Origin of the sequence: Streptomyces bugieae, assembly GCF_036352915.1 — a bacterium.
GTDB classification, from domain to species: domain Bacteria; phylum Actinomycetota; class Actinomycetes; order Streptomycetales; family Streptomycetaceae; genus Streptomyces; species Streptomyces endophytica.
On record NZ_JAZBJP010000025.1, the window covers coordinates 66,680 to 81,256 of the forward strand.

Here is a 14,577-nt window from a genome sequence, read left to right on the forward strand (position 1 = left end):
GTGAGCCGTCCGATCAGCACGTACCCGGCGTCGAACGGCAGGGCTGGGACGACGATTCCGAGTCCTCGACAGTACTTCGTTATGCGTGTTCGCACGGCCCAGGCTGGAGATCCTGCGGAAGATCTGGTTGCTGAGCCCGGGCCCTGAGGCGAAGGCCGCGATCGCCGCGATGCCCATAAGCATCTGATCGATACCCGGACACCGGTGAGAATTGGCGGCCGGGCGCGGGGCAGTTCGGCGCTGAGCAGCGGGCGAACGCGGCGTCCCTATGCCCTTGGCGGCCTCGACGAGTGCCGGGTCGACTCCGCGCAACCCGACGTTACGGACCACCGGCAGCAGTCCGTACAGCGTCAGCGCGATGACGGCCGGCGCGACGCCGAGGCCGACGACCGGGACGAGCAGGCCGAGGAGAGCCAGGGAGGGGACGGTGAGGATGCTTGCGGTCATGGTGATCGCGAGGTTTCCCGCCCACTCGGTGCGGTAGGTGAGGACGCCGATCAAGACCCCGAGCACCGTGGCGCCGAGCATGCGCGGGAAGACGGCGCTGGCCCACCGGAGACAACTGGACCCGCGAGAGCCAGGGCTTCGGCACCGACTACGCCGCAGAAGTCGGCCGCGGTGACCCGGTATTCCACAGCCTCTGATGGACGCGCCTACCGATAAAAGCATCACGCGGCAAGGCATTCTTACCTGCGTCCTCGTAGCCGTTCCGCACTCAGCAAGCCTTGCCGTCTTGAGTAATCTTGCGTATTTCGAGGTCTGTGTGGTGTCGGCAACAAAGCCGGAGGTATATACCGCCCTTTCGTTCCTGCTAGTTAACCTGAACACGTCAGGGGTGGGACACGAGGAATCCGTAGCAGGAATTGCAAATTTTGCGTTCGATTCCCTCGGGTGTCGTCCAGTGTACGACGATCTTGGCCGTGCGTGGGAGTAGATCGCGATCGCAGACGAACTCCTGAACCTCGGTGTGGCGGCGTAAGACGAAACTCCCCGCACTGGTCGAGGTCTGTTTTTCCTTATATGCCATGAAGCGTGCTCCATGTTAGTCGGGGACATGGATAGGTGAGTCGGTGGACGTCGTAATTACCACTAGTCGATTGCGGAAGCGGGTGACCGCTACATAGAGACCGGATAGGAATTTGTATCGTCCGATCGTCACTTCCTCGGCTTCCCCCTCGTGTCGAATTGAATGGTCCAGGCCATCCACGACCACTCCGGCCAAGTACTCCTCTCCCTTGGTGGTCGTAGGCGTGATCACGGGAACGTCAAAGGGGTATGCAGCCAGCGCTGACCGCAGCTCTCGTAGCAGCGAGCCATGTTGGTCGGCTGCTACGATCACGGCCAGGCCGGACGGATCACCGTACCTTTCGAATAGCCTTTGAATGGCGTTCACCGCCCGGGCGCACAGCTGTCGGGGTTCAGTGATGAGCTGGATTTCAACCTTGGGACCTGTGATCGGGGTCTTCATGCGGGCGGTCGCCGTGTCGCGGGCGGCCTCAACGTGGTGTCGGTTCTGGAAGTCACGTCCCCGGTAGTTTGCATGCAGGTTCGATAGGACACCTAAGGCCGCATGGATAATTTCTCTAGAGGCTCGGTAGCAGTAAGTGAGCGTGATGAGATTTACGTCCTGTCGGAGCTTGGACAGTGCCTTCTCGCTCGGGTGGAAAATAGCCTGGTTCGCGTCATAGGAGAGAGTGATCGGCGGGATGGTCTTGCAGTCTTCGATGAACTCAGCGAGCGCTGCGACGAAGGTGACGGGAAGATCTTGTCCTTCATCGATAACGAGTGGCCCTACCTCGCTCAGCACGTGCAATAGCCTGTTCCTGGCCTTCGGTAATTCGGAGACCAATCGAACGTCGATGTCGGCTGCAGGAACGCCGAGTTGGGCGAGCTGCCGGGTGACGATCTGCCGGGTCACGTTATTAAGCACCAGCATGACAGGTCCCGTAGTTCCCGCCTTGCGGCACTCCTGCGTCAAGCGGAGGAACCGGTGCGCCATGGCGACCGTCTTGCCGGTGCCCGGACCTCCACGAAGCAGCACGTGTTGATCAAATGGCAAATCAACGACATAGCGCTGCTTCGGGTGGAGGAAGACGCGCCACAACTCGGTGGGAAGCGTCAACGCGAACGCCAGCAGCTCATCGTCGACGACCACGACGTCCGACGGTCCGGCGGACGTAACGGCACCAGGTGCGTCTCGTTCGGCCAGTGCGGACAGTGCATTCTCCTGGAGCTCAGGAGCCAGGTAGGAGATCACCTCCAGCAGGTCCTCATCCCGATGGCGCGCAAGCTGCTTGGCGAGCGGGCGAGGAACACCTAACCCCACGAGTACCTCCGCAGAGACCGCGAACCGTGGCTGGCCGTCCTGTGCCGCGGAGTTGCCCGACCCGACGCCCTGGCTTGCGGCCAGCTGCGAGCCCAAGGGCTTCGCTTCGGGAAGGACAGCCAGGAGCGCATCGTCCGCGTCAATCACGGCTGTGTGGTCTTCGGCCCACCGATATGCAGCGTCGTGGTGGTCGACATGAGCGAGGACCGTCCTGTGCTTGGTCTCTACGGCGATAATCCTCAGGTTCATTCCAGCACTGAAACTCACCCAGGGACCGACCTTGTGTTTGCGCAGCCCATTGCCTTCGTAGCCGTCTGCGATGGCGCTGACAGCCTCTCGGACCCGCTTGTAGTCCACCGTCTCGAGCTCCCCCATCGACCTGAGGAACTGCAGATGAACAGCCAACTCTTTCGCCACGCCTCACATGCAAGACGAAGAGGGGGAGAGGCGCAACAGGATCAGCGATCCTCCTGCGGTTCGGTATGGTCGGACGCTGGAGCGACGAGCGCCACGTGGGAGGAGCATGTTGCCGGAGTGGTGCAAGTAATCTCGGCGCCGCACCTGATCATCGGGGCGAACTCAGCGAGTCTGCACAGCACTTCACGATCCTTCTTTGGCAGGCGGCAGAGCCGGACACGGGGAAGGATTCGATCAGCGGCCGGCTTCGGTTGGCCAGCAGTCGCCACCCGTCGTGTTGAGCGACGGTGTGCGCCCTCGAGGCGAACGGGCCGGACAGACAGGTGGCTGGCCCGAATTTCCCGCAACTTCTGATAGCCGCCCTTACCGACAACAGCCATGTACGGGTTTTCCTTGTCTCATGGCTTGTTCGGGTGCCGGGCGGGGTGCGATGCGCCAGCGGGAGCTTGCCAGGATGGCCACGGCGGGGGTGGTTCCGGTGGCTGGGAGCGCCGAGCTGGGGGGCGGGTACGCGGCCTGTGCGCCACCCAGGGATGTGCCGGCGGCTTGGCTCACACCATAGCGACGATGGGTCACGCGTAGGCCTCACCGGCCTGCGGGGATGAGCGCGTCGGGGCAGTCGGGGCAGTCGGGGAGCTGGGAGTTCCGGTCGCTCTGAGAGTGGCTCCGTCGCGTGCCCGGTGTAGCGGTTTCCCAAGTCCCGGGTATGCCTGGTGCGGGTGAGCAGGGCGCCTGGGACATCTTGCAGCTCACCGCCGCCAGCGGCGGGGGGCTGGCGGTGGCAGTGAAGACGCTGCCGGACTTCCTGCGATCCCGTCGCTCAAGCCTCAAGGTCACTGTGTGGTCCGCGTGTTTCAAAGGGTGGTCCCCCTGTTCGGTGGCGTACAGGTCCGTTAGGGACGGAACCGGTCCGTCGCCCATACGCACCAGGGGTGAAATAAGTCCCTCTATGATCATTTTGGCCAGTTCCGGGCTCTCGCCACCACCCCCGTGGCCGCTACGTTCCCCCCTTGACCGAACACACACAACCAGGGGGAAAGGGTAACGATGCGCCCCATAGGACCCGTCAGCCGCGTCGGCAGATCACTCATGGCGGTGACCGCTACGGCGGCCGCCTGGGCGGTCACCGCCATGGGCCTTGCCGCCTCACCGGCTGCTGCAGCACCACCCACGACGGCGCAGACGCCCGCGCCCGGCGACACCTGTACGGCGGCCGACCTCGGCACACGCCACCCGTACATCAAGACCACCGAAGTGTCCCCGACGATCACCCACTTCAAGGGCTGGTACGTCACCGAGGGCACAACCGGCAACCAGACCGTCAGCACCAGCACCCAGACGACCATCTCGGTCTCCGTCGGTCTCAACGGCAATGTCGAGGGCAGTTTCGCCGTCGAGACCCTCGGCAAGGTCGGCGCGAGCCTGGGCCTGAACGTAAAGGTCGACTACTCCTCCACCAGCAGCGAGTCGAATTCGGTCACGTGGAACTTCAACCAGCCCGGCTACTACGGCGTCTACAAGGGCACCAAGAAGGTCACCGGCACGTACGGAAGCCTCAACTGCAACCGCGTCCAACAGGGCGACGGCAGTTGGGCGTTGAAGTGGATCGAGGGGCCCGGCAGCGGCAGCTTCACCACCTACACCACCCTCGAGGAAGGCGCGGTGCGCTGCCAGGACAAGGTGCCCGCAGACAGCATCATGGCCAAGGCGCAGAGCCTCCTCGACTGCGGATCGGCCGCCGCGAAGGCCGAGCACCCGGCGGGTGCGGTGGCGCCGACGACGAAGCAGATGCGGGACCGCCTCGTGCAGCGCCCGGCTCTCACCAGTGGCACGTTCGCCGAACAGTCCAAGGCCACCGGGCGTAGTGCGCGGGCCGCTCTCAACTGCGAGCCCGGCGCCTACAAGATCGCTGTACCCGGCCAGCCCCTGTCCTGGGGCGCGCCGCTCCTGGCGGCCGACGGTGTCCGCCTGCGGCCCTCGACGATCTTCAGCGCCCACCTGGACAACTGGCGCCTGTGCAACGTGACGGAGCACAACGGGGTCCTCGAGGCGTCCCTGTGGAACTGGGGCAACGGCGGGTGCGCGACCATCGCCGAGCAGAACGCGGCCACCGAACGGGCGGTCCTGCAGACGGCCCCCTGCACGGAGGACGACCTCCAGCGGTTCTACATCTACCGCGACGTACCCGGCAGCTCGAAGATCGGTGTGCAGAACAAGTACACCGGCTCCATGATGGGCCACGACCGATACGCGGACGGGGAGTTCATACGCCAGTACTCCAGCGGCAGGCAGGACGGTACGGGTACGTACACCCTGATCGGAGTCTGACGGCCCACACCCCCGTGAGCGGCCCCGCACGTGCCCCCCCGACCTCCCGGTTTCGTGCGGGGCCCTCCGCGTCCCTACTCCGAGCCCGGCCTTGGGTACCAGTGGAGCAGCCGACATCGGCTGCTCCACTGGTACCCAAGGCCGGAATAGTGCACTTTCGAGTCGGCGGCGGCCCGGCCGGCTCGGCATCATGAGACCCATGGACGATGTGCGGGACGTCCTCACCGAGGACGAGCCCGACCGTGGAGCCGGGGCATCGTTGTTGGCTTTCAGCCCTCTTCCGCCTCGTCGTGATCTAGTTGCCCTGGTGGCGTGCCAGATTCGATCGCGACGGATGCGGGTACCGCGGTTCCGGGTAGCCATCGACTCTGGACGCCACATGCTTGTACTTCCTCAACGCCGCTCAGTTTGAGGCTGCACAATTCGCAGGAGAGCCCATCCGTACTCATCACGAGAGTGGTGTCCGACTGCGCAGTGGCCTGCAGCGTCGTCAATGCAAGGCCGCTACAAGCTGGGCAATCAGCCACGGCCATCAGGCCGGGAGCATCATCTCTGAGTGGAACAGCAATGCCCCATGCTGTCTGGACGTGCGCGGGGTACTCGCGCAGCGCCCTTTCTTTGACTCCCTTGGGCAGGCCCGTGAATCGGTCGTCGAAGCGGTGCCGTGCCTGCGTGATCCGCAGCTGCATGTCCCGCAATACCTGGTCCTCTCGCTCGTCAACAGCCGCCTTAACGGGCTCGGTCCACCGCTCCCAGAAGGTGTCCAGAGGCTTGTCGAGGTCGCCAAGCAGCGTCTCGATCGTCCGGGCGAGGGGAGAGATCATCCCCTTGGCCTGGGAGCTGGCGGTGGAAGCGTGGGCAGCGCCGTTGCGCATCTCGATCAGCAGGTCGAGCTGGGGATCCGCCTGAAGTACGCGGATCTTCCGAAGGCGCGCGATGGCGTCCTTGGCCCCGACGGTGCGGACCTTCTCTTCATCCATCTGGAGATGTCCGCCTAGGTACAGCAGCATGTCCGCATTGCGTATCTCGGCGATGTAGATCGGGTTCTTCGAGATGAGGACTGCCTTGGCGAGCCGCTCGACAGCGACACCAGCGTGGAGCGCGAACTCGTCATACTCGCCGCGCCCGTGGTCATCGATGGCCCGTTGCGCGGCCTTCTTGGCGCCCTCGAAGAAGCTCTCGAACGAGAGCGAATCGTCCATGCCAGGACGGTAGCGGCAGCTGTACGACAGGTGCGATGTAATTCATGACCCCGACCGCGGCTGGCGCCTGGTGGCACAGCACCTCGCCGTTGCCGCACTTCACCCAGCCATCGGTCTGCTCACGGGTCACCGAGGACGGCGGGTGGCTCATGCTCAGCGGGCGCGCTGAAGACGACGGCCGGTCATGGTGCACGGACAGCTCACCGCTAGTACTGCAACGGTGTTTGTGGGCGTTCCACTCGATCCGGTTCAGCAGCCGATGGATACGGTCCGGAGCGGCATGACCGGCCTGTTCAGCCAGCGTCCAGCCGTTCTTCCGCTCCAGCGGACCAATCGGCCCTCGCAGATAGGCAAGCGCCGACTCCCGCAGCCGTCCTGGAAAACCGATGCACGAACCGCTCATGCACAGCGCCCAGTTCACCGGCCCACACACTGACATCAGCAAGGTCCCCACCCATGAACAGACCAACGACCGGCCTGCCCAACCGTCATGGCAAACACCGTTGCAGTACTAGCGGCGCAGGGTGCGCAGGGCGGTGAGACAGTCCGCGGCCCGCCGCTGCGGGTCGGCGTCGGTGCTGGCCCAGGCGATCCGGGCGTCGGGCCGGACCAGGACGGCGGTGACGTCCCGCCAGATCGGGTCCGTGGCTTCGGCGTTGACGGTGGCTGCCCGTTGTTCCAGATCACTCGCGGGGCACGGCGTCCGCGTCCCGTCGAGGTCCAGCAGCAATGGCCGGCCGTGGTGCATCAAGGGATGGGCGGTGGGTGTCTGTGCCGTGTCGAGGGCGAGGCCGGCCAGGCGGGTGCCGTTCAGCGGGTGCGCGCCGGGTGCGGGGTCGGCGGGGAGCGGATCGCCGAAGCCTGCAATCCTGCGGGCCCACTGGCGGTTGGTCTCCGGTTCGGCCAGCGCGGCGGACCAGACCTCGCGCAGCGCGATTTGCTCCGGGCTCGCAGCGGCGAACAGGGCGAGTTGCGCACGAGTGTTGTCGATGACGGCGCGGGCGGCCGGCCGACGCTCCGTGTCGTAGCTGTCGAGCAGTCCGTTGGGCGCCCGGCCCTGGAGGGTGGCGGCCAGCTTCCAGCCCAGGTTGGTGGCGTCCTGGATACCGAGGTTCATGCCCTGCCCACCGGCCGGGAAGAACATGTGCGCCGCGTCGCCGGCCACCAGCACCCGTCCGGCGCGGTACCGCGCGGCCTGGCGGGTGGCGTTGCCGTAGCGCGACAGCCACCGGGGGTTGCGGATGCCGAGGTCCCGTCCCAGTAGCGTGCGGGTCTGCTCGCGCACCTCCTCTAGAGTCAACGGTTCACCGGTGCCGCGGTGCATGGTGGCCGTGGACAGGCCCGCCAGCCGGTGGACGCCGTCGCCGATCGGGGCCGCCAGGAACGAACCGGCTGGCCCGCTGGCGGCGAGCGGCGCGGTGGGCGGATCCTCGAGTTCGACATCGGCGAGCCACCCGGTCAGCGTGGTGTCCTGGCCGGGGAAGTCGATGCCGGCCGCCTGTCGCACCGCGCTGCGGGTGCCGTCGCAGCCCACCACCCAGCGGGCCCGCACGGTCCGGTGGGTGCCGCCGGCCCGGACCACCGCCTCGACGGCGTCCGGCCCCTGGATGAGCGAGACGACCTCCTCCCCGCGCAGCACCCGAGCGCCCACGGCAACCGCGTGCTCCTCCAGGAGTTGTTCGGTGACGGACTGACCGAGCGCCAGCATGAACGGGTGCACCGCTCCGACCGTAGAGAAGTCCAGCCTGGTGGTGGCCGCGCCGAAATGGCCGGTCGGCACCGGGGTGCCCCGTTCGATGAACCGCTCCGCGAGTCCTCGGGTGGCGAAGGTGTCCAGCGTGCCGGCCTGCATGCCGACCGCGCGCGACCGTCCGTCCGGTGCCGCCCGGCGTTCCAGGACGGTCACCTCCACCCCATGCAGGCGCAGCTCCGCAGCCAGCCAGAGACCCACTGGGCCGGCCCCGGCGATGAGCACGTCGAGCATGACAATCACTTCCCCTCACTCTTGTCCGCTGGACAAGAGTGAGCATGCCTTAGAATTGTCCATTGGACAACAGGGCTTGGGTAACAGGTGCGGAAGCCGACCGGAGAGGCGCATCGGATGGGTACGACACAGGACGAGATCGTCGCCGCCACGCTTGCGGTCCTCGATGAGCACGGGCTGGACGGCGTGACCATGCGCGCCGTCGCGGCCCGGCTCGGCGTGCAGCACAACACTGTCCGCTGGCACGCCTCCAGCAAGGGCCGCCTGCTCGAGCTGGCCTCCGACGAACTCCTCGCGCACTGTCTGGACGAGCCGCTGCCCGAGGCATTCCCCGACCGCCTCAAGGAACTGAGCCGCCGCTGCCGCACGGCGCTGCTCTCCCACCGCGACGCCGCCAGGATGGTCGCGGGAGTCTTCGCAGCCGAGCCCCACACGCTGCGCTACGCCGACACCGTGATCGCTACCCTGCTGGCAGCCGGCCACTCGCCGCGCACGGCCGCGTGGACCCACTGGACGATCTTCTACCTGATTCTGGGCCTCACCCAGGAACAGCAGGCCGCCCAGGAGGCCGCACCGGCCCTCCTCCCGGACCAGGTCCCGGCCGACGACTACCCGGCCCTGGTCGAGGTCCTGCCGTACTGCGGCCCCGACAGCTTCGACCAGCGATTCGATTTCGCCCTCGGCCTGATCATCGCCGGCCTTCCCCGGACCGAGGGGCACCTCGGTCCGGGACACTAAAGCGTGTTGCAGAAGGGTGTGGGCCGGGCATTTTCCCTGTATGGGTGGGGTGTTGAGGGCTGAGTCGTTGTGGGTGGAGACGTGCACGGGTCTGCGGATGCGGCAGTTCGAGCGGTTGTTGAAGGTCGTGCGCGAGCGGGAGAGAACTACGCCTGCCTCGGCCTTCCTTCACCGGAGCAACGCAAGCGGTGGAGGCTCTCCCCGCCGCCTCACCAGGACGGGTGGGCCGACGCCTACCTGCACCGCCGCGACTGTGCCCAGGCGGGATCGACCGGCGCGATGGTGAGCGGCGAGGAGGCGCTTGCGGCGCTGGCCGGGCCGGATGTCACGGTGCTGTGCCCGGTATGCCGGCCCGACACCGTCCTGAAGGACCGGCGCTGATCGGCAGAGCCGGTCTAGCGGGTGCGCTCCCGGCACAGCGCGAGGTGCAGGCCCTCCGCGTTTCGTGGGGCGAGTGCGGCTGCCGGACCTTCTGGTCAGCCCCGCCCTCAGGGACGGTCCGGCGCCCCACGCTGGGGCGAGGACACTGTCCTGGACGCCGCTCGTAAGTTCACCGAGATGGGTGTCGGGGATACTGCCGATCTGCCGCACCTACGACAGGGGTCCTGACCGGCCGGGACATTGTCGTCAAGGTGCTGGGCGAGGGACGGGATTCTCACCAGACCAAGGCCGGCGAGCTTGCCCAGGGCGAGGCGGTCACCATCGGCGCTGACGACCTGGCGCACGAGACCTTCACGACGATGGCCCAGCGCAAGGTCCGCCGTCTCCTGGCCATTGACGGCCACCGCCTCGTCGGCATGGTGGCACGGGCCGACGTTGCCCGTTCCCTGCCCGCCCCCCCAGGTCGGTGACCTGCTCGAAGCACTGTCCACCGACTGAGCCTGGGGCATGCCGCGCGTATGGGCTGCGGTGTTCACCTGGCATCGGGTCCACTCAAGGCGTGGAATGGTATTGCGTCGGTTGGTTGATATGACCTGGCACGAATGACGACACGAGATGGCCGGCTATGCCTGCAGGATCCAGCAAGAAGCGCGAGCGGCAGTACGAACACATCAAGGAACAGGCCCAAGAGCGCGGCAGCTCAGAAAAGAGGGCCAAGGAGATCGCCGCCCGCACCGTGAACAAGGAACGCGCCCGTTCCGGCGAGGCCAAGTCTGCCGGCAAGACCTCCACACAGGACCGCAAATCTGCCTCGCAGCGAGGTGGAGAACGCTCTGGGAAGGGGTCGGGCGGCCCCACTCGGGACCAGTTGTACGAGGAGGCCAAGAAGAAGAACGTCGAAGCGACTCCGAGGGTCACGCTCGTGATGGAACTGCTGGGCACCTGTCCTCCTGGCGGTCCATGTGACTGGAGCCGCACCGACGGAGCACCGGGGACACAACTGCGATGAGGCGCGTCAGCCAGGCTCCTATCAGGTCACTCCGGCAGTCCGCCGGTGCAGCCGCACGCGCTCTCCCGGCCGGCCGACACATCGGCAACAAGGCACAAACGGCCGGTTGGTCTGTGGGTCAGACCGGCTGGAAGAACGCTTCCCGATCCTCGCAGTTGGTCTGTGGCCGGTAGGGCCGGATGCGCTTGTGGGTGATGGCGGCTGTGGTGAGGGTTCGGGTGAACAGCTTGGACTTGTAGCAGGAGCCGTTGTCGGTCAGGACGCGCTTGACGGTGATCCCATGTGAGGCGAGGAAGGCCGACGACATCCACCACGCGTTCGTCACCCTCGGCTGCGCCGTCATCTGCTGGCGACGACTGCGCACCGCACTTTGTCGAGAGTAAGGGCAGGCGAGCGCCCCAGGGGATGGGCCGCTCGATGCGTCAGAACGCATTCGTAGCAGTCGGGCCCGCGCAGCCTCACATCCGGGATCTCAGCACGTCGACCTCGCAGCCCGGCGCGAACGGGTCGAAGCCGTGCTCGATCAGCCAGCGAACTGCCAGCAGGCTTCGCAACGACCACCACGCGTGGATCACGTCGAGGTCGATGTCGGTGCCATAGCCGGCGGCGACGTCCTCGAGGCGCTCCTCGTGTCCGAGCGTGAAGGTGGCGAGGTCGTACAGGGCATCACCCTGGCCCGCCTCGGACCAGTCGATGATGCCGGTGACCTCGCCGCCGTCGACGAACACGTGCGCGACCTGCAGGTCGCCGTGGGTGAATGCCGGAGCCCACGGCCGGAGCGCGGCCTCGGCGACCTGGCGGTTGCGGGTGACCAGGTCGGTGGGCAGGACGCCGTTCGTCACGAGCAACTCGCACTCGTCGTCGAGTTCCGCCGCCAGCGCGACGATGCTCCGGCCGGCCCGGCCGGGCCGGGGCGGCAGCGGCGCGTCGTGCAGCTTCCGGATGGCGGCGCCCGCCGCGGCCCACGCCGCCGGTGCCCCGGTCGACGGCCCGCCGAGGCGCCCAAGTGTCGTCCCCGGGAGCGCGGCGATCGCGAGCACGGGCGGCTTGCGCCACAGGACCTTCGGGGTCGGGACCGGCGCGAGGGACATCGCCTCGACCTCGACGTCGATGCGCGCCTGATCGGCGTCCACCTTCAGGAACACATCGCCGACGCGCAGGGTCGCGCGCTCGGAATGGGCGACGACGACTTTGACCTCATCCATGAACGACCAGTATCCCGGGGATGACCGCCGACGTCGCCGGGTTTATCGCGTGCAATGACGCGGCTGACCGTGTCCCGCTTCCCGGCGGCCTCGTGCACGACACCAACCTCTGACCAGGTCAAGCCCACCACTTTTGTTAGGAGTCCTTAGGCCATTGTCCGGTCGTGCTTCACGGGCAGCTTCGGCGAGTCTCAACGGCCGTGAACTGCGGTTACACAGGCTGGCCAACCGGCCTGACGATCAGCGTGTTGATGTCGACACCACTCGGCTGGCTAATGGCCCAGACGATCGTCTTACCCAACTGCTCCGGGGACAGAAAATCGCGGTTGGGCAGCCCGCCGGGGGCACCGTCGAAGAAGTTGGTCTTCGTTGCGCCTGGCGAGATGAGGGTGACACCAATGCCTTCTGCAGTCACCATCCTCCTGGTGTTCTCCGCGATGCCAGTCACGGCCCACTTCGTCGCGCCGTAGATGTTGCCTGGTGTGTGGATATGGCCGGCCACGCTGCCGACCAGAACAATCCGGCCCTGGCTCTCGCGCAGCGCGGGCAGCGCAGCATTGATGAGTAGTGCAGGGCCGAGGACGTTGGTCAGCACCATGTCGTCCCAGCCAGTGGGGTCACCATCGGCCAAGTCATCAAAGGTCGCGTAGCCCGCGTTGGCAACGACGACGTCCAGCCGCCCGAACGTCGTCAAGGTCGCCGCGACCGCAGTCCGAACCGCTTCGTGGTCGGCCGCGTGTCCCGGCATCACCAGCAAACCGTCCGGCTCGCCGAGCTCTGCGGCAAACCGGCGAAGCCGGTCCCCGCTCCGGCCGGTGACCGTCACGCGGTACCCCTGCTCCAGCAGTTGCCGAGCCGTCGCGGCCCCAATCCCGCTACCACCGCCGGTGATAAGTGCGACAGGAGAGTCCGTCATGTGCACCCCAAGGAATGTGTCGTGAAGTCAACTCGGAGAGTCCAGCATTTGGAGTGCACTCCAAGTCAACCAACTTGAGAAGTCGTGCCGATAGCCAACCCGCCTACCTGTGAGACCCCTCAGGGGCTTTCGTTTGGATCATCGGGCGGGCCAAAGGAGGATGCCTGCGATGTGGAGGCTGACCTCGCCTACCGGCATCTGCGGGCGCTGGGCAATCTTGGAGAACCGACCACCGTTCTGGCAGGACGGACCGCGGAGGGGCGAGCCGCCTTCCGGAGCCTGCTCGATAAGGACCCCGCAGAGCGGTTCCCCGAGGTCGAGGACGGCAGGGTGGGGATGCGCCCCTTCTATATCGAACCTGCGTTGTTCCTAGAATGGCCGGATGGAGGACATCGATGCGATCGCGGCGTTGCAGGATCCGGTCCGGCGCCGTCTGTACGAGTACGTGGTGGCACAGGGCCGTGAGGTCGGCCGCAACGAGGCCGCCGAGGCGGCCGGGGTGTCCCGCACGCTCGCCGCCCACCACCTGGACAAGCTGACCGAGGTCGGGCTGCTGGAGAGCGGCAGCCGCCGCCTGACGGGCCGCTCGGGACCGGGAGCAGGACGCCCCGCCAAGGTGTACACGCGGGTGCGGACCGAGCGGGCTGTGTCGTTGCCCGCCCGCGACTACCGCACCGCCGCCGAACTGCTCGCCGAGGCCGCCGAGCAGGCTGGGCTCGACGCCGGGCTCTGCGCGGCTGCGCGCCGCCGGGGCGAGGCTCTGCGCGGCTCGGCGGAGCCCTGCGGCGGCCTCGAGGAGGCCGTGGAGATGCTGGCCGCCCGCGGGTACGAACCGCACCTGGAAGGCAGCGCGGGCATCCAGGACGCCGAAGATTCTGAGGAGATGACCGGAGAAGCCGCGCAGGTCGTGCGTATGCGCAACTGCCCCTTCCATGCCGTCGCCGAACGCTTCCCGCCGCTTGTCTGCGGTATGAATCTCGCGCTACTGGAGGGGCTGCTGGGCACGGACGGTCCCGTCCGCGCCCGCATGGACGCCCGGCCGGGGGAGTGCTGCGTGGTGGTCGAGAGCTCTAAAAGCAATATCGATTGACATAGATTATGGCCCATGCTGGGATGCGGCCATGACTGCTTCCGCGGATGCCGCCCACCTCGCCCAGCTCAACGTCGCCACGCTGCTACACCCTCTCGACGACCCGCGCATAGCGCCGTTTGTCGAGATGCTCGAATCAATCAACACCCTCGCCGACGGCACGCCGGGCTTCGTGTGGCGGCTCGTGGAGGAAGGTGCGGCCGACGCCACCGCCCTGCGCCCGGCGGGCGAGAACGTCATCGTCAACCTGACGGTGTGGGAGAGCCCGGAGGCGCTGTGGGACTTCACCTACCGCAGCGGGCACCTAGAGGCGATGCGGCGGCGGCGCGAATGGTTCGAACGGCACGTCGAGGCACACCTGGTGCTCTGGTGGGTCCCCGCTGGTCACCTCCCGACCGTCGGCGAAGCCCTGGAACGGCTGGCGGACCTGCGGGCCAACGGGCCATCCCCGCGAGCGTTCACCTTCGCTTCCTCCTACACCGCCGCTGAGGCAGCCCAGCACCTTCAGGCCGTGCCGCAGAGGCAGCCCTAAAGCGTGTTGCAGAAGGGTGTGGGCCGGGCATTTTCCCCGTATGGGTGGGGTGTTGAGGGCTGAGTCGTTGTGGGTGGAGACGTTCACGGGTCTGCGGATGCCGCAGTTCGAGCGGTTGTTGAAGGTGGTGCGCGAGCGGGGTGGAAATGGTCCCGGTGGTGGTCGGCCGTGGTGCCTGCCGCTGGTGGACCGGGTGTTGCCGGTGGCCGTTTGCTACCGCACGAACCTCACGATGCGGCAGCTCGCGCCGCTGTTCGGCATCTCGTCGGCAACGGTGTGCCGGGTCATCCAACGGCTGCGGCCTCTTCCTGCCCTGGAGCAGGCTTCCCGCTCCGCCGACGGGGTGGCGAGCGCCGGCGAGGACGAGTTCTCGGCCGTGGGATGGGAACGGCATCGGCACAGCGAGGCGTGGATCGCTTGACGAGCGAGTTCCGGTTGCTGCATGAACG

At 66.8% G+C, this 14,577-nt stretch carries 12 protein-coding genes and 5 pseudogenes; 10 read left to right on the top strand and 7 right to left on the bottom strand.

What is annotated here, in order from left to right; translation table 11 throughout:
- Positions 1–1,042: 1,042 nt before the first annotated feature.
- On the bottom strand, positions 1,043–2,743 hold the full coding sequence (locus V2J85_RS29130; protein WP_330823191.1) for a DEAD/DEAH box helicase: 1,701 nt from the start codon (positions 2,741–2,743) through the stop codon (positions 1,043–1,045).
- A gap of 670 nt (positions 2,744–3,413) precedes the next feature.
- Here V2J85_RS29130 and V2J85_RS41455 point away from each other — a divergent pair.
- Positions 3,414–3,788: pseudogene (locus tag V2J85_RS41455) on the top strand (effector-associated constant component EACC1); the annotation flags it as partial.
- A 44-nt stretch (positions 3,789–3,832) separates the two neighbouring features.
- Positions 3,833–5,071 carry a hypothetical protein gene (locus V2J85_RS29135; RefSeq protein WP_261953925.1) on the top strand — a complete coding sequence of 413 codons (1,239 nt, stop codon included), beginning with the start codon at positions 3,833–3,835 and terminating at the stop codon, positions 5,069–5,071.
- A 269-nt stretch (positions 5,072–5,340) separates the two neighbouring features.
- Here V2J85_RS29135 and V2J85_RS29140 read toward each other — a convergent pair whose 3' ends face one another.
- From V2J85_RS29140 to V2J85_RS29155, 3 genes and pseudogenes are all read right to left on the bottom strand, one after another.
- A complete protein-coding gene (locus tag V2J85_RS29140) occupies positions 5,341–6,273 on the bottom strand; it encodes a hypothetical protein (protein WP_330823192.1) in 933 nt (310 codons plus the stop codon).
- A gap of 229 nt (positions 6,274–6,502) precedes the next feature.
- Positions 6,503–6,731, bottom strand: a pseudogene (locus V2J85_RS29150) (IS701 family transposase); the annotation flags it as partial.
- A gap of 53 nt (positions 6,732–6,784) precedes the next feature.
- Positions 6,785–8,257 carry an FAD-dependent monooxygenase gene (locus V2J85_RS29155; RefSeq protein ID WP_330823193.1) on the bottom strand — a complete coding sequence of 491 codons (1,473 nt, stop codon included), beginning with the start codon at positions 8,255–8,257 and terminating at the stop codon, positions 6,785–6,787.
- Positions 8,258–8,374: 117 nt separating this feature from the next.
- Here V2J85_RS29155 and V2J85_RS29160 point away from each other — a divergent pair, with 117 nt between their 5' ends.
- From V2J85_RS29160 to V2J85_RS29175, 5 genes and pseudogenes are all read left to right on the top strand, one after another.
- The gene (locus tag V2J85_RS29160; protein WP_261953928.1) at positions 8,375–8,995 is read left to right on the top strand and encodes a TetR/AcrR family transcriptional regulator C-terminal domain-containing protein; all 621 of its coding nucleotides are present in this window, start codon (positions 8,375–8,377) and stop codon (positions 8,993–8,995) included.
- Between the two features lie 40 nt (positions 8,996–9,035).
- Positions 9,036–9,134 (top strand): annotated as a pseudogene (locus V2J85_RS41460) (IS5/IS1182 family transposase); the annotation flags it as partial.
- 98 nt (positions 9,135–9,232) lie between these two features.
- Positions 9,233–9,376: a DUF6233 domain-containing protein gene (locus V2J85_RS41465; protein WP_419836845.1), complete on the top strand. Its 144-nt coding sequence runs from the start codon at positions 9,233–9,235 to the stop codon at positions 9,374–9,376.
- A gap of 251 nt (positions 9,377–9,627) precedes the next feature.
- The gene (locus tag V2J85_RS29170) at positions 9,628–9,846 is read left to right on the top strand and encodes a CBS domain-containing protein (protein WP_330823195.1); all 219 of its coding nucleotides are present in this window, start codon (positions 9,628–9,630) and stop codon (positions 9,844–9,846) included.
- Between the two features lie 155 nt (positions 9,847–10,001).
- A complete protein-coding gene (locus V2J85_RS29175) occupies positions 10,002–10,385 on the top strand; it encodes a plasmid stabilization protein (protein ID WP_330823196.1) in 384 nt (127 codons plus the stop codon).
- Between the two features lie 154 nt (positions 10,386–10,539).
- On the opposite strand, the pseudogene V2J85_RS29180 reads toward V2J85_RS29175, so the two are convergent.
- The 3 genes and pseudogenes from V2J85_RS29180 to V2J85_RS29190 all read right to left on the bottom strand — a co-directional run.
- Positions 10,540–10,698: pseudogene (locus tag V2J85_RS29180) on the bottom strand (IS481 family transposase); the annotation flags it as partial.
- A 145-nt stretch (positions 10,699–10,843) separates the two neighbouring features.
- The gene (locus tag V2J85_RS29185; RefSeq protein ID WP_330823197.1) at positions 10,844–11,590 is read right to left on the bottom strand and encodes a phosphotransferase family protein; all 747 of its coding nucleotides are present in this window, start codon (positions 11,588–11,590) and stop codon (positions 10,844–10,846) included.
- Between the two features lie 211 nt (positions 11,591–11,801).
- Positions 11,802–12,506 carry an SDR family oxidoreductase gene (locus V2J85_RS29190; protein ID WP_330823228.1) on the bottom strand — a complete coding sequence of 235 codons (705 nt, stop codon included), beginning with the start codon at positions 12,504–12,506 and terminating at the stop codon, positions 11,802–11,804.
- 382 nt (positions 12,507–12,888) lie between these two features.
- Here V2J85_RS29190 and V2J85_RS29195 point away from each other — a divergent pair, with 382 nt between their 5' ends.
- From V2J85_RS29195 to V2J85_RS29205, 3 genes and pseudogenes are all read left to right on the top strand, one after another.
- Positions 12,889–13,596 carry a helix-turn-helix transcriptional regulator gene (locus V2J85_RS29195; RefSeq protein ID WP_330823198.1) on the top strand — a complete coding sequence of 236 codons (708 nt, stop codon included), beginning with the start codon at positions 12,889–12,891 and terminating at the stop codon, positions 13,594–13,596.
- 31 nt (positions 13,597–13,627) lie between these two features.
- Positions 13,628–14,128 carry a DUF3291 domain-containing protein gene (locus V2J85_RS29200; RefSeq protein WP_261953933.1) on the top strand — a complete coding sequence of 167 codons (501 nt, stop codon included), beginning with the start codon at positions 13,628–13,630 and terminating at the stop codon, positions 14,126–14,128.
- 40 nt (positions 14,129–14,168) lie between these two features.
- A pseudogene (locus V2J85_RS29205) lies at positions 14,169–14,468 on the top strand (helix-turn-helix domain-containing protein); the annotation flags it as partial.
- Positions 14,469–14,577 lie beyond the last annotated feature (109 nt).